The organism is Caulobacter sp. GW821-FHT05F04 (assembly GCF_059419665.1).
Genome location: NZ_JBWKSF010000001.1, coordinates 151912 through 171175, shown reverse-complemented (window position 1 = coordinate 171175; position 19264 = coordinate 151912). Strand labels below are relative to the sequence as shown.

Annotated in this window: 16 protein-coding genes; 10 read left to right on the top strand and 6 right to left on the bottom strand. The window is 68.9% G+C overall.

From position 1 onward, the window contains the following. Positions 1 to 14: 14 nt before the first annotated feature. From glk to pyk, 4 genes are all read left to right on the top strand, one after another. Positions 15 to 1010, top strand: a complete 996-nt coding sequence (gene glk / locus AC07R7_RS00905; protein WP_494633669.1) for a glucokinase — start codon at positions 15 to 17, stop codon at positions 1008 to 1010. An 85-nt stretch (positions 1011 to 1095) separates the two neighbouring features. Beyond that, positions 1096 to 2115: a LacI family DNA-binding transcriptional regulator gene (locus AC07R7_RS00900; RefSeq protein ID WP_494633667.1), complete on the top strand. Its 1020-nt coding sequence runs from the start codon at positions 1096 to 1098 to the stop codon at positions 2113 to 2115. 303 nt (positions 2116 to 2418) lie between these two features. After that, complete coding sequence (locus AC07R7_RS00895; RefSeq protein WP_494633665.1) at positions 2419 to 4884, top strand: glycoside hydrolase family 3 protein; 2466 nt, start codon at positions 2419 to 2421, stop codon at positions 4882 to 4884. A gap of 25 nt (positions 4885 to 4909) precedes the next feature. Beyond that, positions 4910 to 6340 (top strand): pyruvate kinase, encoded by a 1431-nt coding sequence (pyk, locus tag AC07R7_RS00890; protein ID WP_492883649.1) that lies wholly within the window; start codon positions 4910 to 4912, stop codon positions 6338 to 6340. A gap of 8 nt (positions 6341 to 6348) precedes the next feature. Here the strand turns inward: pyk and AC07R7_RS00885 are convergent, their stop codons facing one another. The 5 genes from AC07R7_RS00885 to AC07R7_RS00865 form a co-directional block, all read right to left on the bottom strand. Beyond that, positions 6349 to 7035: a Crp/Fnr family transcriptional regulator gene (locus AC07R7_RS00885; RefSeq protein WP_492883651.1), complete on the bottom strand. Its 687-nt coding sequence runs from the start codon at positions 7033 to 7035 to the stop codon at positions 6349 to 6351. 622 nt (positions 7036 to 7657) lie between these two features. Beyond that, positions 7658 to 8332, bottom strand: coding sequence for an SH3 domain-containing protein (locus AC07R7_RS00880; protein WP_494633662.1), 675 nt, complete (start codon positions 8330 to 8332; stop codon positions 7658 to 7660). Positions 8333 to 8458: 126 nt separating this feature from the next. Beyond that, complete coding sequence (locus AC07R7_RS00875) at positions 8459 to 9592, bottom strand: acyl-CoA dehydrogenase family protein (protein ID WP_494633660.1); 1134 nt, start codon at positions 9590 to 9592, stop codon at positions 8459 to 8461. Beyond that, the gene (locus AC07R7_RS00870) at positions 9592 to 10203 is read right to left on the bottom strand and encodes a 2-hydroxychromene-2-carboxylate isomerase (RefSeq protein WP_494633658.1); all 612 of its coding nucleotides are present in this window, start codon (positions 10201 to 10203) and stop codon (positions 9592 to 9594) included. Before AC07R7_RS00870 ends, AC07R7_RS00875 begins: the two co-directional genes overlap by 1 nt. A gap of 4 nt (positions 10204 to 10207) precedes the next feature. Further along, a complete protein-coding gene (locus AC07R7_RS00865; RefSeq protein ID WP_494633656.1) occupies positions 10208 to 11413 on the bottom strand; it encodes an acyl-CoA dehydrogenase family protein in 1206 nt (401 codons plus the stop codon). 185 nt (positions 11414 to 11598) lie between these two features. Between AC07R7_RS00865 and AC07R7_RS00860 the strand changes: the two genes are divergently transcribed. Further along, positions 11599 to 13251: a phosphatidylglycerol lysyltransferase domain-containing protein gene (locus AC07R7_RS00860; RefSeq protein WP_494633654.1), complete on the top strand. Its 1653-nt coding sequence runs from the start codon at positions 11599 to 11601 to the stop codon at positions 13249 to 13251. Positions 13252 to 13269: 18 nt separating this feature from the next. Here the strand turns inward: AC07R7_RS00860 and AC07R7_RS00855 are convergent, their stop codons facing one another. Then, positions 13270 to 13485, bottom strand: a complete 216-nt coding sequence (locus tag AC07R7_RS00855) for a hypothetical protein (RefSeq protein ID WP_492834675.1) — start codon at positions 13483 to 13485, stop codon at positions 13270 to 13272. Between the two features lie 209 nt (positions 13486 to 13694). On the opposite strand from AC07R7_RS00855, the gene AC07R7_RS00850 reads away from it, so the two are divergent. The 5 genes from AC07R7_RS00850 to AC07R7_RS00830 all read left to right on the top strand — a co-directional run bounded on the left by AC07R7_RS00850 (position 13695) and on the right by AC07R7_RS00830 (position 19235). Further along, complete coding sequence (locus tag AC07R7_RS00850) at positions 13695 to 16649, top strand: SEL1-like repeat protein (RefSeq protein ID WP_494633652.1); 2955 nt, start codon at positions 13695 to 13697, stop codon at positions 16647 to 16649. Positions 16650 to 16752: 103 nt separating this feature from the next. Further along, on the top strand, positions 16753 to 17676 hold the full coding sequence (locus AC07R7_RS00845; protein ID WP_492883662.1) for a sulfite exporter TauE/SafE family protein: 924 nt from the start codon (positions 16753 to 16755) through the stop codon (positions 17674 to 17676). Next, positions 17673 to 18434: a TIGR02186 family protein gene (locus tag AC07R7_RS00840; protein WP_492883664.1), complete on the top strand. Its 762-nt coding sequence runs from the start codon at positions 17673 to 17675 to the stop codon at positions 18432 to 18434. The genes AC07R7_RS00845 and AC07R7_RS00840 overlap by 4 nt, the downstream gene beginning before the upstream one ends. A gap of 2 nt (positions 18435 to 18436) precedes the next feature. Beyond that, on the top strand, positions 18437 to 18898 hold the full coding sequence (locus AC07R7_RS00835) for a DUF3429 domain-containing protein (protein WP_492834667.1): 462 nt from the start codon (positions 18437 to 18439) through the stop codon (positions 18896 to 18898). A gap of 61 nt (positions 18899 to 18959) precedes the next feature. Then, positions 18960 to 19235 (top strand): ribbon-helix-helix domain-containing protein, encoded by a 276-nt coding sequence (locus tag AC07R7_RS00830; protein WP_494633650.1) that lies wholly within the window; start codon positions 18960 to 18962, stop codon positions 19233 to 19235. The last annotated feature ends 29 nt before the right edge of the window (positions 19236 to 19264 follow it).

Sequence of the window (19264 nt, the reverse complement as noted above, 5' to 3'; positions counted from 1 at the left end):
GGAAGCGCATCGTCATGGACGGCAATCACAGCGTGGGGCTCGGCCTCGTCGGCGACATCGGCGGCACCAACGCCCGCTTCGCCCTGGTCGAATTCGACGGTCAGGACCCGCGCCTGATCGAGCCGACCACCTACAAGGGCGAGGATTACGGCACGGCCGAGGACGCCATTGAGCACTACCTGCAGAAGGTCGGCGTCCGCCATCCCGACCAGGCGGTGGTGGCCGTGGCCGGCCCGATCGAGCACGGCTCGGTCCATATGACCAATCTTGACTGGCGGATCTCGGAGGACAGCCTGCGTCGCGCCGGCGGTTTCCGGAACGCCAAGCTGATCAACGACTTCACCGCCCAGGCCCTGGCCGCGCCGCGCCTGAGTCCCAAGGACCTGCGCCAGGTCGGTCATCTGCCGACCTCGGGCGAGGGGGATCTGGCCATCCTCGGTCCGGGCACCGGCTTCGGCGTCGCTGGCCTGGTGCGTCGTCACGGCCAGGAGATCCCGCTGGCCACCGAGGGCGGCCACGTCGCCTTCGCGCCGGTCGACGCGATCGAGATCGAGGTGCTGCGCGCCCTGACCAAGCAACTGGACGGCGGCCGCGTGTCGGTCGAGCGCATCCTGTCGGGGCCTGGCATGGAAGACCTGCACGTGGCCTTGGCCGAAGCCGAGGGGCGCAAGGTCGAGACCCTTGCCGCCAAGCAGATCACCGAGCGCGCGATCGAGGGCTGCGCCGACAGCCTGGCCACGGTGAACCGCTTCTGCGCGGTGCTGGGTTCGACGGCCGGCGACATCGCCCTGACCCTGGGCGCGCGCGGCGGCGTGTTCATCGCCGGCGGCATCGCCCCCCGGATCATCGACATCCTGGAGACGAGCCCGTTCCGCGAGCGCTTCGACGCCAAGGGCCGCCTGTCGCACTATACCCAGTCCATTCCGACCCACGTCATCCTGCATCCGCACACCGCCCTGATCGGCGCGGCGGTGGCGATGACGCCGGAGGGCCGGGCGGCGGTTTCGTAGTCGTCTTCTTGGGGCTCGCCATGACAACCCTGTCATGGCTTAGTATCCGCCACGCCGGAGAGAATCGGCGCGACGAGGGACGGAATTGAGCGCCAAAGTCACGATCCACGATGTGGCCCGCGAGAGCGGAGTCTCGATCAAGACCGTTTCGCGGGTCCTCAACCGTGAGCCCAACGTCAAGGCCGACACCCGTGACAGGGTGCAGGCCGCCGTGGCGGCGCTGAACTATCGGCCCAACATCTCGGCCCGCAGCCTGGCGGGCTCGAAGGCCTATCTGATCGGCGTCTTCTTCGACAACCCCAGCCCCGGCTACGTCACCGACGTGCAACTGGGGGCCATCGCGCGGTGCCGGCAGGAGGGCTTCCACCTGATCGTCGAGCCGATCGACTCGACGGGCGACATCCAGGAACAGGTCCAGCCGATGCTGGCCACCCTGCGCATGGACGGGGTGATCCTGACCCCGCCGCTCAGCGACCATCCACTGGTGCTCTCCGCGTTGGAGCAGGCGGGCGTCGCCTATGTCCGCATCGCGCCGGGCGGCGATATGGACCGCGCCCCGTGGGTCAGCATGGACGATCGCCTGGCCGCCTACGAGATGACCAAGCACCTGATCGGGCTGGGCCACCGCGACATCGGCTTCATCATCGGCCACCCCGACCACGGCGCCTCGCACCTGCGCCACCAGGGCTTCCTGGACGCCATGCGCGACAGCGGCCTGATCGTCCGCGATGACCGGGTGGAGCAGGGCTTCTTCTCGTTCCGCTCGGGCTTCGACGCGGCCGAGAAGCTGTTGGGCGGCGCCGATCGTCCGACCGCGATCTTCGCCTCCAACGACGACATGGCCCTGGGCGTGATGGCCGTGGCCAACCGCATGCGCCTGGACCTGCCTGCCCAGCTGTCGGTCGCCGGCTTCGACGACACGCCGGGCGCCAAGATCACCTGGCCGCAGCTCACCACCGTGCGCCAGCCAATCTTCGCCATGGCCGGCGCCGCCGCCGACATGCTGATGCACGGCGTGGAACAGGAGGAGGGCGCGCCGCCGCCCTCACGGGTTCTCGACTTCGAGCTGGTGGTCCGAGAGTCCACCGGACAGGCGCCCCGCTAAGGCGATGGAGCCGTCCGTTAGGTGTTACCGCAATCATATTGACCTTGACAGCGCTGTCCCATCGGCGCGACATCAGTTCGATCAAGACGGTCGTCCACGAAGGCGGCGTCGGAGGAAACGCCAATGACTTCGCCCGACAGCGCCCGTCGCGTCGTTCTGTTCGACGCACGATCACTCCCCTCCAAGCGGGCCTGAACCGCTTTATCTTTCGCTCGGCGCGGTTTCCCGCAAGCGCCGCGTCGAGCGCTTTTCCCCTTCAATTCACGCGATCCGCCCGGGGGCGGCGTATCCTTGGGAAGAACCATGTCCGCATCCAGCCTCGTCCGCGCGTCCGCCCTGGCCCTGATCCTGGCCGGCGGCCTTACGGGAACGACCCTGGCGCAGAACGCCGCGACGGCCCATCCGAGCGTCTGGCCCAAGGCCCACAGTCCCGCGACGATCACCGACGCCCGAACCGAGGCCTTCATCACCAAGCTGATGAGCCAGATGACCGTCGAGGAGAAGGTCGCCCAGACCATCCAGGCCGATGGCGCGTCGATCACGCCGGAAGAGCTGGCGAAGTATCGCCTGGGCTCGGTGCTGGTCGGCGGCAACAGCGCGCCGGACGGCAATGACCGCGCCACGCCCCAGCGTTGGGTCGAGTGGATCCGCGCCTTCCGCGCGGCGGCGCTGGAGAAGCGCGGCGGTCACCAGGAAATCCCGATCATGTTCGGCGTCGACGCCGTGCATGGCCACAACAACGTCGTGGGCGCGACGATCTTCCCGCACAATGTCGGCCTGGGCGCGGCGCGCGATCCGGACCTGATCCGCCGCATCGGCGAGGCGACGGCGGAGGAGATGGTCGCGACCGGCGCGGACTGGACTTTTGGTCCCACCGTGGCCGTCCCGCGCGACGAGCGCTGGGGCCGCGCCTATGAGGGCTATGCCGAGGACCCGGAAGTGGTGAAGGCCTATTCCGGCCCGATGACCCTGGGCCTGCAGGGACCTTTGATCGCCGGCAAGCCGTTGGGCGCCAACCATGTGGCCGGCTCGGCCAAGCACTTCCTGGCCGATGGCGGCACCGTGGGCGGCAAGGACCAGGGCGACGCCCAGATCTCCGAGGCCGATCTCGTCCGCCTGCACGCCGCCGGCTATCCGCCGGCCATCGACGCGGGGATCCTGTCGGTGATGGTCTCTTTCTCCAGCTGGAATGGGGTCAAGCACACGGGCAACAAGAGCCTGCTGACCGACGTGCTGAAGGGGCGGCTGGGCTTCGAGGGCTTCGTGGTCGGCGACTGGAACGCCCACGGCCAGGTCGAGGGCTGCACCAACACCAACTGCGCCCAGGCCTATCTGGCCGGCATGGACATGATCATGGCCCCCGACAGCTGGAAGGGCCTCTACGACAACACCCTGGCCCAGGTGAAGGCCGGCCAGATCCCGATGGCGCGGATCGACGACGCCGTGCGGCGCATCCTGCGGGTCAAGGTCAAGGCGGGCCTGTTCGAGGACAAGCGCCCGCTCGAGGGCAAATATGAGCTGCTGGGCTCGCCCGCGCACCGCGCCGTGGCCCGCGAGGCGGTCCGCAAGTCGCTCGTTTTGCTGAAGAATAGCGGCGTCCTGCCGCTGAAGAGCTCGGCCCAAGTGCTGGTCGCCGGCGACGGCGCCGACGACATCGGCAAGGCCGCCGGCGGCTGGACCCTGACCTGGCAGGGCACGGGCAACAAGAACAGCGACTTCCCCAACGGCCAGTCGATCTATGCCGGCGTCGCCGAGGCGGTGAAGGCCGGCGGGGGCGGCGCCGAGCTGTCGGTCACGGGCGACTACAAGCAAAAGCCCGACGTCGCCATCGTGGTGTTCGGCGAGAACCCCTATGCCGAGTTCCAGGGCGACATCGCCAATGTCGAGTACCAGCCCGGCGACAAGACCGACCTGGCCCTGCTCAGGAAGCTGAAGGCGGCCGGGATCCCCGTGGTCTCGGTGTTCCTGAGCGGCCGCCCGCTGTGGACCAATCCCGAGATCAACGCCTCGGACGCTTTCGTGGCGGCCTGGCTGCCGGGCTCGGAAGGCGGCGGTGTCGCCGACGTGCTGATCGGCGACAAGGCGGGCAAGCCGCGCCATGACTTCCGGGGCAAGCTCTCGTTCTCGTGGCCCAAGCGGGCCGACCAGGAGCCGCTGAATATTGGCGACAAGAACTATGATCCGCAGTTCGCCTACGGCTACGGCCTGAGCTACGCCAAGCCCGGCAAGGTCGCGGTGCTGTCCGAAGACGCCGGCGTCGCTTCGACGGCGGCGGTCAATGTGGACCGCTATTTCGCCGCCGGCCGCGCGCCGCCGCCGTGGGCCCTGAACGCCAGCGGGGCCGTTTCGCTGAAGACCATCGACGCCGGCGCGCAGGAGAACGCCCGTCGGGCGACGTGGAGCGGGGAGGGGCCGGGGAGCCTGACGATCGCCGGCCCGCCGGTCGATCTCTCGCGCCAGACCACTGGCGACATGGCGGTGACGATCCGGTACAGGGTGGATGCGTCCCCAGAGAAACCGGTGTCCCTGGGTTTGGCCTGTGGCGAATCCTGCGGTGCGACGGTAGACGTTACGTCAACGTTGTCAGGTGTGAAACGCGGCGAATGGCATACGGCCAAGATCAAACTTTCCTGCTTCAGGGCCAAGGGCGCGGACATGACGCATGTTTCGTCCCCCTTCGCGCTGTCCACCGCCGGACGCATGACGTTGTCATTCACCGAAATCAGGCTGGCCTCCAACGAGGGCGACGCCTTCTGTCCGCCGGGCTGACCCAAGACCAGGAAGGAGCGACGGCATGATCCGCGCCCGTCGCTCGCGCATCGTCGCCACCCTCGGTCCGGCCTCGAGCACGCCGGAAATGATCGTCACCCTGGCCAGGGCCGGGGCGGACGTCTTCCGCCTGAACTTCAGCCACGGCGCCCACGAGACCCACGCGGCCGTCTATGCGGCGATCCGCGAGGCCGAGAAGACCGTGGGCCGCCCGCTGGGCATCCTGGCCGATCTGCAAGGCCCCAAGCTGCGCGTCGGCAAGTTCGCCGAAGGTCCGGTCATGCTGAAGGCCGGCCAGGCCTTCCGCTTCGATAGCGACCCCACCCCGGGCGACGAAACGCGGGTGCATCTGCCGCATCCGGAGATCCTGACCGCCATGCGGCCCGGCGCGACCCTGCTGCTGGACGACGGCAAGCTGCGCATGACCGTGACCGACGCCGGTCCGGGCTATGCCAACACCACCGTGGTCAATGGCGGCAAGCTGTCCGAACGCAAGGGCGTGGCGGTGCCGGACGTCGTCATCCCGATGTCGCCCCTGACGCCTAAGGACCGCGAGGACCTGGCCTTCGCGCTTCGCCTCGGCGTCGACTGGATCGCCCTGTCGTTCGTGCAGGCCCCGGAGGACATGGCCGAGCTGCGCCGGATCGTCGAAGGCCGCGCCGCCGTGCTGGCCAAGATCGAGAAGCCCCAGGCCCTGAAGGTGCTGGGTCCGATCCTCGACCTCTGCGACGGGGTGATGGTGGCCCGTGGCGACCTCGGCGTCGAAATGGCCCCGGAAGAGGTGCCGGTGGCCCAGAAGGAAATCCTGCGGGCGGCGCGCGAGCGCGGCATCCCGGTGATCGTCGCCACCCAGATGCTGGAGTCGATGATCAGCTCGCCGACCCCGACCCGCGCCGAAGCCTCGGACGTGGCCAACGCCGTCTACGAGGGCGCGGACGCTGTGATGCTGTCGGCGGAGTCGGCGGCCGGCGACTATCCCGAGGAGTCGGTCTCGATGATGAACCGCATCATCGAGCGCGTCGAACGCGACCCGCGCTGGCCCGAGCTGATGCAGGCCGAACAGCGCCACGACGATGACGACGCCGACGTGCTGGTGGTCGCCGCCGCCGGCGCGGCCAAGTCCGGCTCGACCAAATGCCTGGTGGCTTTCACCACCACGGGTGCGACCGCGCGTCGCCTGGCCCGCGAACGCCCGCTGCAGCCGGTCCTGGCGCTTTCGCCCGACATCAACGCCGTGCGCCGCATGACCCTGTGCTGGGGGATCGAGCCGCGCGTCAGCGCCCAGCCCGACAGCCTGGAGGTCGTGACCACCGACGCGTCGAGCAAGGCGCTGGAGCTGGGTCTCGTCGCGCCGGGCGAACGCCTGCTGGTCGTGGCCGGGACGCCGTTCGGCGCGCCGGGCGCCGCCAACCTGCTGCGGCTGGCCCACGCGCCCGCGCCGTCTCGCCGGCGCTAGCCCCGGCTCTAGCCGGCGAAAGACGCCGGCAGGAGCCGCTCGTAGCCGCGACGCACGGCGCCGTAGCACTCGCAGGCCATCGCTTCGAGGCCGTCGCGGTCCAGGATGTCGACCACGCCGCGGCGATAACGGATCAGGCCCTTGCTCTGCAGCGAACCGGCGACGGCCGTGACGGTCGTGCGCTGGACGCCCAGCATGTCGGCCAGGAACTCCTGGGTCAGGTTGACCGTGTTGCTGTCGATGCGGTCATGGCAGCCCAGCAGCCAGCGGCAGAAACGAGCCTCGACGGCGTGCAGGGCGTTGCAGGCCACCGACTGGATGGCGTGACCGAACAGCGCCTCGTTATGACGATCCACCAGATCGCGCAGCGCGGCGCTTCGCCTCCAGACCTCATGCAGGGGCGCAGCGGCGATCCGCAGGGTCGAGCCCGGAGCCTGGACGATGGCGCGGCTCAGAGCTTGTCGCGGCGCGACGGCGGCCATCAGGCCCAGAGCGCCTTCGCGGCCGATGGTGGCCGACTCGATGGCCGCGCCGTTTTCCATCAGGGTCATCAGCGAGATGACGCAATCGTTCGGGAAATAGACCTGATCGATCTGGTCGCCCGGATCATGGAGAAGACGCCCCTTCTCCAGATCGATCGCGGACAGATGTGGCGCGAGAAGGGCCCTGTCCTCGGACGGCAGCGCGGAAAGCAAGCGGTTCTTCAAGGTCGCCAACGGCCCAGTCATGCGGAATCGAACGCCGTCTCACGGCAAGGGTTTCAAGCTATAGGTGGGGGCGTTGCTGGGCGCCGTCGCTTAGCCGACACAATGCAGTCAGGACGGTCGTAAAAACAGAAGAGTCCACGAAACAGTCTGCTTTTCGCCATCATTTGGCATTTTGAGTGTCTGTCGGGTGGTCGACATAACTACTCAATCTAGGTGCGTGGCGACTTGAATTGATCTGAAACGGGCAAAGGAAAAGCCGCCTCGAAAGGGCGGCTTGAAGATGGTGCGGAACAAGGAATGGGACGGGCGGGGAGCTGTTGGCTCCCGCTCTGGCGGTCGGTGGCGAGGTCGCCCCTGGCCCTGTCTCGCTCTTGCCTTGACCGGCGTCGGGCATGGGCGGCCTTCCTGCGATCGGGGAACCGCAAGGAAGAGCCGTTGGCGCGGGCGGCGGTTCCCGCGCCCCAGGCCGCCGAACCTGACCCGGGGACGGGAGGGATTCGAGCGATCTGGTCCCACGCGTGCGAGCCCTCGTCAGCTACCCGGAAGGCGAAGGTTCGTACGCCACGGGCCTTGTTGGAGGCGCACCGCCGAGCACCTCCGCCGTTCAGAACTACTTCGGCTTGGCGAAGGCCGAGGACATCCAGCCCCGGGCGCCGTTCTCGTCGTCGACTTCCATCCAGACGCCGTTGCGCTGGCCGGTCGGATAGACCGCGCCGCCGGCCTTGACCTTGCCGACGATCGCGCCGGTCGGCGAGGCGGCGCCGCGCAAGGAGACTTCCTGGGTCGTGGCCAGCAGGTTCGGCGCGGCGGACGCGGTCGGCGCGGCGGTGGTCATGGCGGCCGAGACTTGCGTGACGGCGGCCGCGCCGCACTTGCCCTGATAGAGGCCGCCCATGACCGCCCGGCGCTGCTGGGCGAGCTGGATGTTCTGGGCTTCGCGCTGAGCCTTGGCGGCCGCGGCGGCCTTGGCCTGGGCCGCGGCGGCGTTGGCGAACATACCCAGACCCGGGACGCGGCCCAGAGCCCCGCTGTACAGGGCGGCGTTGACGCCTAGGCTGGCGGCCGTCTCGGCCCCGCGCGCGCCGGCCTCGGCGCTGGCGATGGCGTTGTTGGAGACGCCCATCATCTGGTCCATGCGGACCATCTCGGCGCTGATCTGGTCGCAGGTCATGGTCGCGTCGGCCGGGTAGCTGAGCTGCAGCTGGGCCCGGGCGCTGGTGGCGATGAGGGCGAGGCCCAGCATGGCGCCAAATCGGGCAAAATTGGCGGCGATGGTCTTGGTCATGATGGCTCCCCTGGACGGAAGCCGTCTTTGGCCCGCTCCCCGCGAGACCCGCTCCGTCAGTACGAGAACGACGGTATCCGGACCTCGCGGAGGCGGCCTATCCCCAGGGCTGGGGGTAGCTTTGGGTCAAAAACCCATCAGCCGCGCGTAGCGGTCGCGGTGGAAGCTGGCGCCGCCGAACAGGGCCTCGGTGACGCGGGCGCGCTTCATGTAGAGGCCGGCGTCGTGGGCGTCGGTCATGCCGATGCCGCCGTGCATCTGGACCATCTCGTTGCTGGCCAGATGGACGAGTTCGCTGGCCTTGGCCTTGGCGAGGGAGGCGAGCGCCCGGGTGTCGCCACCAGCATCAAAGGCTTCCAGGGCGGCCTCGACGCACGAGCGCGTGGTCTCGATATCGGTGAACCACTTGGCGGCGCGGTGCTGCAGGGCCTGGAACGTGCCGATGACCTGGCCGAACTGGGTGCGGGTCTTGATGTAGTCCAGGGTGATATCGAAGGCCGCCGAGGCGCTGCCCAGCATCTCGGCCGCCAGGCCGGCATAGGCGCGGTCCAGGACCGGCTCCAGCACCGCCCAGCCCTTGTCGACCTCGCCCAGCACCGCGTCGGCGCCGACTTCGACGCCATCGAAGGCGATCCGGGCCGCGCCGCGCGAATCGATCAGTGAAAGGTGCGTGCGGACGACGCCGGGCGCGTCGCCGGCGACCAGGAACAGGGTCAGGCCCTCGGTCGAGCCCACCGCGCCGCCGGTGCGAGCGACGACGATCAGCAGGTCGGCGGCCTCGCCGTCCAGCACGAAGGTCTTGGTCCCGTTCAGCACGAAGCCCGAAGCGCCCTTGGTCGCGGTCAGGGCCGTGCGGGCCGGATTGTGGTGCGAGCCCTCGTCGACGGCCAGGGTGGCGACGGCCTCGCCGGTGGCGATCTTGGGCAGCCAGGCCGACTTCTGTGCGTCCGAACCCCCCAGCTGAAGCGCCGAGGCGGCGATCATGGCGGTGGAGAGCAGCGGAGAGGCGGTCAGGGTCCGGCCGGTCTCCTCCAGGATCAGGCCCAGGCCGAGATAGCCGAAGGCCGAGCCGTCATAGTCCTCCGGCACGATCACCCCGGCCCAGCCCATCTGGCCCATCTCGGCCCAGGCGTTGGGATCGAAGCTCTGCTTGGATTTGCCATCGCGCAGCTTGCGCAGGGCGCCGACGGGGGCGCTTTCGCTGGCCCAACCCTTGGCGGCGTCGCGCAGCATGGTCTGTTCTTCGGTCAGGACGGCCATCAGGCGTGCTCCCTGGATTGATGACGGACGGCCCAGTCGAGGGCCTGTTCCAGACGGTCGTTGCCCCAAAAGAGCTCGCCGTCGGCGGTGAGGAAACTGGGCGCGCCGAACAGGCCGCGCTCCTTGGCCATGCGGACATGGTCCTTCAGCAGGGCCTTGATCGGATCGGACTGAGCGGCGGCCAGGACGTGTTCAGGACCCGCGCCGACCTCGGCGATCAGCGGGGCGAGAACCTCGGGACTGGAGATATCCAGGTCGTCGACGAAGTTGGCCTGGTAGACGGCGCGGCTGAACTGAGGCGTCCAGCCATCCTCCAGTCCGACCAGGGCCACGCGGGCGGCCAGCAGGCTGTTGCGCGGGAACTGGCTGGGGTGATGCAGGGGCAAGCCCTGCTGCTCGCAGACCCGCTCCAGGTCGCGCCACATGTACTCGCCTTTCACGGGGAAGGCGTTGAAAGGACTGTCTTTCAGCCCCTGCTGTTCATGGAATAGCGGGCCGACGATGAACGGCCGCCAAGCCACGGCCACCCCCTTGTCGGCGGCCAGCCGCTCGATGCGCATGGCCGCCGGATAGGAGTAGGTCGAGGCGAATTCGTACCAGAACTCGATCATCGGACTATTGGTGGTCCAGCAGGCCCAGAACCCGCTTGGCGACGACGTTGAGGTTAACCTCGCTGGTGCCGCCCTCGATCGAGTTGCCCTTGGCGCGGAGCATGGCGCGGGGGGCGGCCAGTTCTTCCGACGTGAAGCCTTCGCCTTCCCAGCCGAGGCCCTGCAAGCCGAGCGCCTCGACCAGCAGCTCGGTGCGCTCCTGGTTCATCTTGGCGGCGGCGTACTTGATGATCGAGACGGCGGCGCTGGGGCCCGAGCCCTGCTTGGACTCGGCTTCGGCGCGGCGCACGGTCAGCATGAAGGCGTGGGCGTCCATCGAGTGGGCGGCCAGGCGGGCGCGGAAGTCGCCATCGGCGATGCGGCCTTCGCTGTCGACGCCGATCTCCTTTTTGGCCGCGTCGACGGGCGACAGGCCGCCGCCGCCGCCGAAGCCCGAGGCGCTGATGTTCTGACGCTCGTACTGGAGCAGGCGCTTGGCGATGTCCCAGCCGCCGTTCAGCTTGCCGACCAACTGGTCCTTGGGGACCTTCACATTGTCGAAGAAGGTCTCGCAGAAGGGCGAGGAGCCGCTGATCAGCTTGATCGGTCGGGCCTCGACGCCCGGCGAGGTCATGTCGAACAGCACGAACGAAATGCCCTCGTGCTTCTTGCTGGTGTCGGTGCGCACCAGGCAGAAGATCCAGTCGGCCTGGTCGGCGTAGCTGGTCCAGACCTTCTGGCCGTTGATCAGGTAGTGGTCGCCCTTGTCCTCGCACTTGGTCTGCAGGGAGGCGAGGTCGGAGCCGGCCCCGGGTTCGCTGTAGCCCTGGCACCAGCGGGTCTCGCCACGCACGATCTGCGGCAGGAAGCGCTGCTTCTGTTCCTCGGTGGCGTATTCCAGCAGCACCGGGCCCAGCATCCAGATTCCGAAGCTCATCAGGGCCGGGCGGGCCTTCAGGCGACGCAGCTCCTGCTCCAGCACCTTGTTCTGGGCCTTGGAGAGACCGCCGCCGCCATATTCCTTGGGCCACATCGGCGCGGTCCAGCCGCGCTCGGCCATGCGGTCCAGCCACAGCTTGGCGTCCGGGTTTTTCCAGACCATCTTGCGGCCGCCCCACGGGGCTTCGTCCTCGCCCATCGGCGCGTTCAGGGACGGCGGATAGTTAGCCTCGAGCCAGGCGCGGGTCTCGGCGCGGAAGGCGTCGAGCTCGGTTCCCCCGAAGTCGGCCATCGTCTCATCTCCCTAGTCGGACGGTTATTGGCCGCCACACTACGCCGCCCGGCGACGGCGGCAAGTCGATTCAAACGGTCGTTCGCATCTTCCCTCGAACCGCGACGGTGACCCTGTCATGGTTTGCGCGGTATAGGAGGTGTCATTGCTGGATCCCGCGAGGGATTCGTCCTTCCGGGATCTGGATGTCCTCGACAGTTTTCAGGCCCGCGGCCCTGGCGATCGCTCCGACCCTGGCGGCGATCCTGACCGCGTCGGCTGGCGTCATGCTGCTGGCCTCGGGGGCGACTCCCTCGGAACCGACCCGCTTCCTGCTGTTGCTGGCCTTCGCGCCGGACCTGCTGATCGAGATCAGCCACTTCTTCTCCTCCATCCTGGGCCTGGTCCTGCTGTTGCTGGCGTTCGGCCTGCGGGCGCGGCTGGGCGCGGCCTGGTGGGCGGCGCTGGCCGTGCTGGCCGCCTCGGCGGTGTTGGCGATCTTCAAGGGCCTGAACTGGGAAGAGACCGCCATGCTGTCGGTGTGCTTCCTGGCCATCCTGCCGTTCCACGACGCCTTTCCGCGCAAGGCGGCCCTGACCAAGATGGAGATCACGCCCGGCTGGCTGCTGTCGGCCGCCGCCGCCATCATCGGGGCCAGCCTGCTGGGCTGGTGGTCGTTCCACCACACCGAATTCGCCGACAAGTCCTGGATCCGGGTGCTGCAGGACCATGACGAGGCCGCCCGCGCCATCCGCTCGTCGATCGCCGCGGCCATCGCGCTGCTGGCCGTCGGCGTCTGGCGACTGGTCGCCACGGCCGCCACGCCGGCCGTGGTCGACGACACCGATCCGGAATTCGACCGCGTCCGCGCCATCCTGGCCAAGGCCCAGGACGCCGAGCCCAGCGCCAACCTTGCCTTGCTGGGCGACAAGCGCTTCCTGTTCTCGGCCTCGGGCGAGAGCTTCCTGATGTTCGGCGTGCGAGGGCGGTCGTGGATCGCTCTGGGCGCGCCGGTCGGCAAGGAAGAGGAGCGCATGGAGCTCTTCTGGCGCTTCCGCGAACTGGCCGACGCCCACGCCGCGCGGGCCGGCTTCTACGGCCTGGGTCCCGATGATCTGCCGGACTCCGTGGACCTGGGTCTGGCCATCCAGAAGACAGGCGAAAGCGCCGCGGTGCCGCTGGAGGCCTTCAGCCTGGCCGGTCGCCGCCGCGAGGTCCTGCGCCGCAACTGGCGCAAGGCCGGGGAGGGCGGGGCGGCCTTCGAAATCCTGCCGGTCGGCGCCGCTGTGGCGATCATGGACGAGCTGAAGGCGATCTCCGACGCCTGGCTCAGCCACCACGCCGGCGGCGAGAAGAGCTTCTCGATGGGCGGCTTCGATCCGCGCTACGTGGCCGAGTTCCCGGTCGCGGTGGTGCGTGACGAGGAGGGCAAGATCGTCGCCTTCGCCACCCTGTGGCTGACGGCGTGCAAGACCGCGTTCTCGATGGACCTGATGCGCTACTCCGACGAGGCACCCAAGAACGTCATGGACTACCTGTTCGTCGAGCTGCTGCAGTGGGGCAAGGACGAGGGCTACCAGGCGTTCGAGTTCGGCATGGCCCCGCTGGCGGGGCTCGAGGATCGGCCGCTGGCGCCGATCATGTCGCGCGTGGGCCGGCTGCTCTACGAGCGCGGCGAGGAGATCTACAATTTCCAGGGCGTGCGGCGGTACAAGGACAAGTACGACCCTGTCTGGCAGCCGCGCTACATTGCCGCGCCCCACAAATGGGCGATCCCTTTCCTGCTCGCCGACATCGGTCTGTTGTCCTCTGGCGGGATGTCCGGCCTGACCAAACGGCCCAAGAAGGCCGCTAACTAGCCTTGCGACGCCCGCGACCTAGTATCGCGGCGGGTTACCGGTCTGGACGCCCAACAGGTTGAACAGGTGCACCAACATCAGCATCAGGCCGACCACGCAGACCATCATCAGCGGACGCCAGGGCACCATGCGCGGGCCCTTTAGGACATTGATCGGACGCGCCCCCAGCCACCCGAAGACGAGGGCAAGAGTCAGGAACACAACCGCGGCGGAAATGGTCAGGGGTAGATCCATGGCCGCTTCTAGGCCTGCGACAATCCGCCTGGCAAATGGTTAACCTGCGTTAACCCTCTTGCGTTTTAACCACGCTACAGAACCTTGGGACTCTGTCCCGATTCCTCCACAGTGAATCGTGCAGCCACTACATCTGGCGTTTTGGTCGCGTTTACACCCCAGGAATCGGTGACTAGCGTTTTCCTCAGATGCGAGGAGATCGATTCGCAATGACTGCGGCGTCGCCATGGAGCGTTAAGGGGATCGACCCCAAGGCACGGGAGGTCGCAAAGGACCTCGCGCGTCGCTCTGGCATGACTCTGGGCGAATGGCTCAATCGCATGATCATCGAGGGCGATGGTCAGGCGGCGGAGCAGTTCGCCGACAAGCCCGCGGATCGGGACGAGGCGCGCAGCCGCGCCTATCTGGAAGTCGTCAAGGAGGATGCGCCCCCGCGTATCGAGATCGCCGAACATCCGGCGGACGAGGTCGGCCGCGTGGCCCTGGCCCTGGACCGCCTGACCCAGCGCATCGAGGCCGCCGAAGGCCGCAACGCCGCCGCCATCTCCGGCATCGACCATTCCGTCCGCGACGCCCTCACGCGCCTGGGACGGTCCGAGCGTGAACAGATCGCCGTGGCCGCCCGTTTCGAGGGCGCCGTCGACGAGTTGAAGACCGAGCAGGCGCGCGCCGCCGAGCGGACGCGCCGCATGGAAGCCGAAGCGGCCGGGCCGCGCTCGGCCGAGGCGCTTCGCGCGCTAGAAGGCGCCTTGGGCAAGGTCGCCAGCCACCTCTATGACGGCGAGGCCCGCACCCGCGAGGCGATCGCCGCGTTGGAAGCCCGCGTCAACGCGACGTCGGCGCCGCAGGATCCCACCGCCCTGGTCGACGCCGTCGTGGCGCGCCTCAGCGAACGCCTGGAAGCCGCCGAGACCCGCACCAGCGAGGCCCTGCGCGACATGAGCTCGTCGTTCTCGGCGCTGGACCAGCGCCTGGGCGCGGTCGAGGGCGCCAATCCGGCCGCCGGCGTGCAGGAGCGCCTCGACAGTCTGGCCGTCAGCCTGACCCAGAAGATGGAAGCCGCGCGCCTGGAGATGGCCGCCAAGCTGAAGGAATCCGCCGACGGTCGCTTCGACCGCATGGAGCGCAAGCTGGGCGAGATGGCCGCCCACGTTCAGGCCGCCGAGCAGCGCTCGGCCCAGGCCATCGAGCGCATGGGCCGCGAAGTGGTCGGCGTCGCCGACGCCTTCAATCGTCGCGTCCAGGCCGCCGAGCAGCGCAACGCCACGGCCATCGAGCAGGTCGGCGGCGAAGTGGCGCGCATCGCCGCCACCGTCGAGCACAAGCTGAACCGCGCCGACAGCGTCCAGGCCCAGGCCCTGGAAAAGCTGGGCGCGGAAATCGCCCGCATCACCGAGAAGCTGGCCGAGCGGATCGGCAGCGCCGAGCGCCGCAACGCCCTGGCCATCGACGATGTCGGCGAGCAGGTCGCCCGCGTCACCGAGCGCCTGAACCAACGCCACGAACGCTCCAGCCAGGAGCTGGTCGACCGCATCCGCCAGAGCGAGGAGCGCACGCTCCGTATGCTGGAAGAGGCGCGCGAAAAGATCGACACCCGCCTGCACGACGCCCAGCGCAAGCTGGAAGCCGCGCCGCCGCCGGTGGCAGCGGCCCCCGCGCCGGCCCGGGTCGCTCCGGCCCCGGCGGTCTCGCCGTTCGATGATCCCTATTTCGGCCGGTCGGCCTCGTTCAGCCAGTCGGCTTCGTTCGACGACGACCAGGACGTCTTCGATGCGCCGGCCGCTCCGTCGCGCGAGCCCAGCTTCGAGATCGCCGAGTTCCCGGCCGCCGAGCCGGAAGAGCGCGCCTTCGCGCACGACGACTACGCCATGGCCGACGGCTTCGAGCCGGAGGCGCCGCGCTACGAGGAGGTCGAGCCCGAGGTTTCCGACTTCGCTCCTGTCCAGCCTACCCGGCCTATGTCGACCCGCGACATCATCGAGCAGGCCCGCGCCGCCGCGCGCGCCGCCGCGGCCGCCGACGCCAAGACCGTGGGCAAGGCCAAGCCGGAAAAGAAGGCCAAGGCCCCCAAGCCCGCGAAGGGTGAAAAGACCGGAACGCCGCTGTTCAGCGGCTTCGGCTTCGCCAGGAAGTCCAAGAGCCGCCTGGGGGCGACTGTCGCCACCGCCGTGATGGTGTTTGGCGGCGCCGGCGCCCTGGGCGCCATGGTCGGCGGCTTCATGCTGCTCAGCGCCGACGGCAGCGGGGCGACCCCGACCCGCGTCGCCGACGCCATCGCCGGCCGCAAGTCGGACGTCGAGGTCACCCGTCCGGAAGCCGACACCACGCCGGGCCAGCCGCGCGCCGCCGTGGCCCTGACCACGGGCGTCACGCCCATTCAGGCCGACGCCGCGGCCGCGCCGGTCGCCACCGACAACGCCAAGGCCCTGTTCGAGGACGGCGTCCGCAAGATCGAGATCGGCGACCGCTCGGGCCTCGACATCCTGCGCAAGGCCGCCAACGGTGGCTATCCCGCCGCGCAGTTCTACCTCTCGAAGATGTATGAGGCCGGCAAGGGCGGCGTGAAGCAGGACATGCCGGAAGCCCGCCGCTGGAGCGAACGCGCGGCCGCCGGCGGTGACCCACGCGCGATGCACAACCTGGCGCTCTACTACTTCAAGGGCGAGGGCGGCCCGCGCAACTCGACCACGGCGGCGACCTGGTTCCGCAAGGCCGCCGACACCGGTCTGGTCGACAGCCAGTTCAACCTGGCCCAGCTCTACGAAAGCGGCCTGGGCGTCAGCCAGAACCCGGCGGAAGCCTACAAGTGGTACGTGATCGCCGGCCGTTCGGGCGACGCCACCGCCCGCAGCCGCGCCAACGCCCTGCGCGCCCAGCTGACGGCCGAGGCCCAGCAGACCGCCGATCGCTCGGCCCTGGCCTTCCGTCCGCAAACCCAGACCCAGACGGCCAGTCTGACCGCGTCGGCCCCGGCCGCCAACGCCAACCTGGGCATGGCCCAGAAGGTGCTGTCGCAGCTCGGCTACTACCAAGGTCCGCGCGATGGCGTCGCTTCGCCGGCCCTGCGCCAGGCCATCGCCGCCTACCAGCGCGACCAGGGCCTGCCGGCTTCGGGCGGCATGGATGGCGAAACCCTGAACCGCCTGTCGGTCTACGCGCGATAGGTTGATCTTCCCGCGCAATGCGGGAGAGCATCTATCGCGTTGACCCTCCGGCCTTCACCCGGCAATCAGGGATATCCCGGACGCCGAAAGGGCCGCGCGCGCCTTGCACTTCTACCTGCCCATCGCCGAGGTGTCGGTGAACGCGCTGCTGCTGGTGGTGCTGGGCGGGCTCGTGGGCTTCATCTCCGGCATGTTCGGCATCGGCGGCGGCTTCCTGATGACGCCAGTTCTGGTGTTCATGGGCATCCCGCCGGTCGTGGCCGTGGCCAGCGAGGCCAACCACGTCGCCGCCTCGTCGGTCTCCAGCGTCATCGCCTACAGCAAGAAGCGCTCGGTCGATTTCCGCATGGGCGGGGTGCTGGCCTGCGGCGGGGCGATCGGCTCATTCATCGGGGTCGAGGTGTTTCGCTGGTTGCGCCTGATCGGCCAGGCGGACTTCGCGGTGTCGCTGTCCTACCTGTTGTTCCTGGGCGTCATCGGCGGGCTGATGCTGACGGAGTCGGTGGGGACGATCCTGCGCCGCCGGAGCGGCCAGCCGCCCAAGCCGCGCCGCGACCGGCGACCGGCGCTGCTGTACGCCCTGCCGTTCAAGGTCCGCTTCCCGCGCTCGCGGCTCTATATCAGCGTCATCCCGCCGGTCCTGCTGGGCGTGTTCGTCGGCGTCCTGTCGGCGGTGATGGGCGTCGGCGGCGGCTTCATCCTGGTGCCGGCCATGATCTACCTGCTGCGCATGCCCGCGCCGGTGGTCATCGGCACCAGCCTGTTCCAGATCGTCATCACCACCTCGCTGACCAGCGTGTTGCAGGCCGGCCGCAACCAGACGGTCGATATCGTGCTGGCGACCCTGCTGCTGATCGGCGGGGTGATCGGGGCGCAGCTGGGCGCGCGGGCCTCGGGCCGCTTCCGCGCCGAGGAGTTGCGGGCGCTTCTGGCCGTGCTGGTGCTGGTCGTTGGCCTGCGCATGGGCGCGGACCTGTTCATCAAGCCCGAGGAAGCCTTCGTCCTGATGACGGGAGCGGCGCGATGATTCCGTTGGTCGCCGCCCCGCCCGCGCCGGCGGTTTCGGCCGCCCTGACCGACACCGAGATCCGGGTCAGCTCCGGCTTCCGGGGCGCGCGGATCGTGCTCTATGGCGCGGTGTTCGATCCGACGGACCGGCCCAGCGACATCGTCGTCATCGTCCGCGGCCCCGACCAGCCGCTGCGTATCGCCCGCAAGACCCAGGTCGCCGGCCTGTGGCTGAACAGCCGTCCCGTAGTGTTCCGCGGCGCCCCGGGCTTCTACCGCGTGGCCTCCACCCGCAAGCTGCAGGACATCGCCGGCTTCGCCCCCTTGCGCCACCTGGGCGCGGGGCTGGAGCACCTGGCCATCGCCGCGCCCCTGGAGCAGCGGGTCGAGACCACCTATGGCGTCCGTGATGTCGTGGTCAGCCGCTTGGGCGCGGACTACCTCGACTGGCGGCGCGCCGTGCTGCGCCTGAAGGAGAAGGCCGGCCTCTACGCCGCCGACCCGCAAGGCGTCCGCTTCGTCGACAAGGGCCTGTTCCGCGCCGAGCTGGACCTGCCGGCCGAGGCGCCGATCGGGCGGTATACGGCCCGCATCGTGCTCTTCCAGGACGGCAAGCCGGTGTCGATCCGCGACCGCACCCTGGTGGTCGAGAAGGCCGGCGCCGAGCGGGCGCTCTATGTCTTCGCCAAAGATCGTCCGTGGACCTATGGGCTCGTGTCGGTAATAGTCGCGCTCGGGGCAGGGTGGGCGGCTTCGGTCGCCTTCCGAAGGAGTTGAGCATGAACGAGTCCGCGGGCGAGCGGACGCCGGTTCCGCCGGCGGTGTGGGTCTTTGGTCTATCGACCCTGATTCCTTTCTTCATCTCGTCGGTGTTGTTCTGCTACGGCCCCGACAGCATCCAGAAGTCGTCTCTGACGGCGCTGCTGGCCTATTCGGCCGCCATGGTCTCGTACTTCGGGGGCGTGCGTACGGGGCTGGAGATCGAGAACCCCAGCCCACGCTGGTCGGTCCTGGGCATCTCGCTGCTGTTCCCGTTGTCGGGTTTCGGCCTGCTGCTGGGCGAGCTGAAGTTCGAGCCGGCCTGGCAGCTGTCGGGTTTCCTGCTGGTCTTCCTGCTGCAGTGGGTCTGGGACGTCACCGACCACGAGGGCCCCAGCTGGCGCCCGCGCATGCGCACCCTGCTGACCGCCGGCGCGGCGATCTCCCTGGCGTTCGCCCTGGAGCAGGCGCTGCATATGTAGCGGTCGCGCTTGCTGGCGCTCGGTCGATAGGATTTAATCCTACTAGATGCGAGGGCCCGTTATGCGATCGACCAAGCAGCTCGGCGTAACCCTTCCCAATGAGACGGCCGCCCAGGTTCGAGCCAAGGTCGAGTCTGGCGCCTATGCCAGCGAGAGCGAAGTCATCCGGGAGGGCCTGCGCGCGCTTCAGGCCCAGGAACGGGCGCTTGAAGCCTGGCTGCACGGCGAGGCGGCCAAGGCCTATGACGCCTTCGAGGCTGATCCTTCCCGAGGACGTTCCAGCCAGGATGTGCGAGCCGCGCTCGCCGCCGCGCACGCACGCGGCTCCAAGGCCTGATGAGTATTTAATTCGGTCGTCTAACGCCC

Bases quoted from the DNA above. Each gene is read 5' to 3' on its own strand.
- glk (WP_494633669.1), top strand. From the start codon at position 15: ATGGACGGCAATCACAGCGTGGGGCTCGGCCTCGTCGGCGACATCGGC.
- AC07R7_RS00895 (WP_494633665.1), top strand. From the start codon at position 2,419: ATGTCCGCATCCAGCCTCGTCCGCGCGTCCGCCCTGGCCCTGATCCTG.
- AC07R7_RS00880 (WP_494633662.1), bottom strand. From the start codon at position 8,332: ATGACCAAGACCATCGCCGCCAATTTTGCCCGATTTGGCGCCATGCTG.
- AC07R7_RS00835 (WP_492834667.1), top strand. From the start codon at position 18,437: ATGAACGAGTCCGCGGGCGAGCGGACGCCGGTTCCGCCGGCGGTGTGG.
- AC07R7_RS00840 (WP_492883664.1), top strand. From the start codon at position 17,673: ATGATTCCGTTGGTCGCCGCCCCGCCCGCGCCGGCGGTTTCGGCCGCC.
- AC07R7_RS00865 (WP_494633656.1), bottom strand. From the start codon at position 11,413: ATGGCCGACTTCGGGGGAACCGAGCTCGACGCCTTCCGCGCCGAGACC.
- AC07R7_RS00860 (WP_494633654.1), top strand. From the start codon at position 11,599: ATGTCCTCGACAGTTTTCAGGCCCGCGGCCCTGGCGATCGCTCCGACC.
- AC07R7_RS00830 (WP_494633650.1), top strand. From the start codon at position 18,960: ATGCGATCGACCAAGCAGCTCGGCGTAACCCTTCCCAATGAGACGGCC.
- AC07R7_RS00850 (WP_494633652.1), top strand. From the start codon at position 13,695: ATGACTGCGGCGTCGCCATGGAGCGTTAAGGGGATCGACCCCAAGGCA.
- AC07R7_RS00855 (WP_492834675.1), bottom strand. From the start codon at position 13,485: ATGGATCTACCCCTGACCATTTCCGCCGCGGTTGTGTTCCTGACTCTT.
- AC07R7_RS00870 (WP_494633658.1), bottom strand. From the start codon at position 10,203: ATGATCGAGTTCTGGTACGAATTCGCCTCGACCTACTCCTATCCGGCG.
- pyk (WP_492883649.1), top strand. From the start codon at position 4,910: ATGATCCGCGCCCGTCGCTCGCGCATCGTCGCCACCCTCGGTCCGGCC.
- AC07R7_RS00875 (WP_494633660.1), bottom strand. From the start codon at position 9,592: ATGGCCGTCCTGACCGAAGAACAGACCATGCTGCGCGACGCCGCCAAG.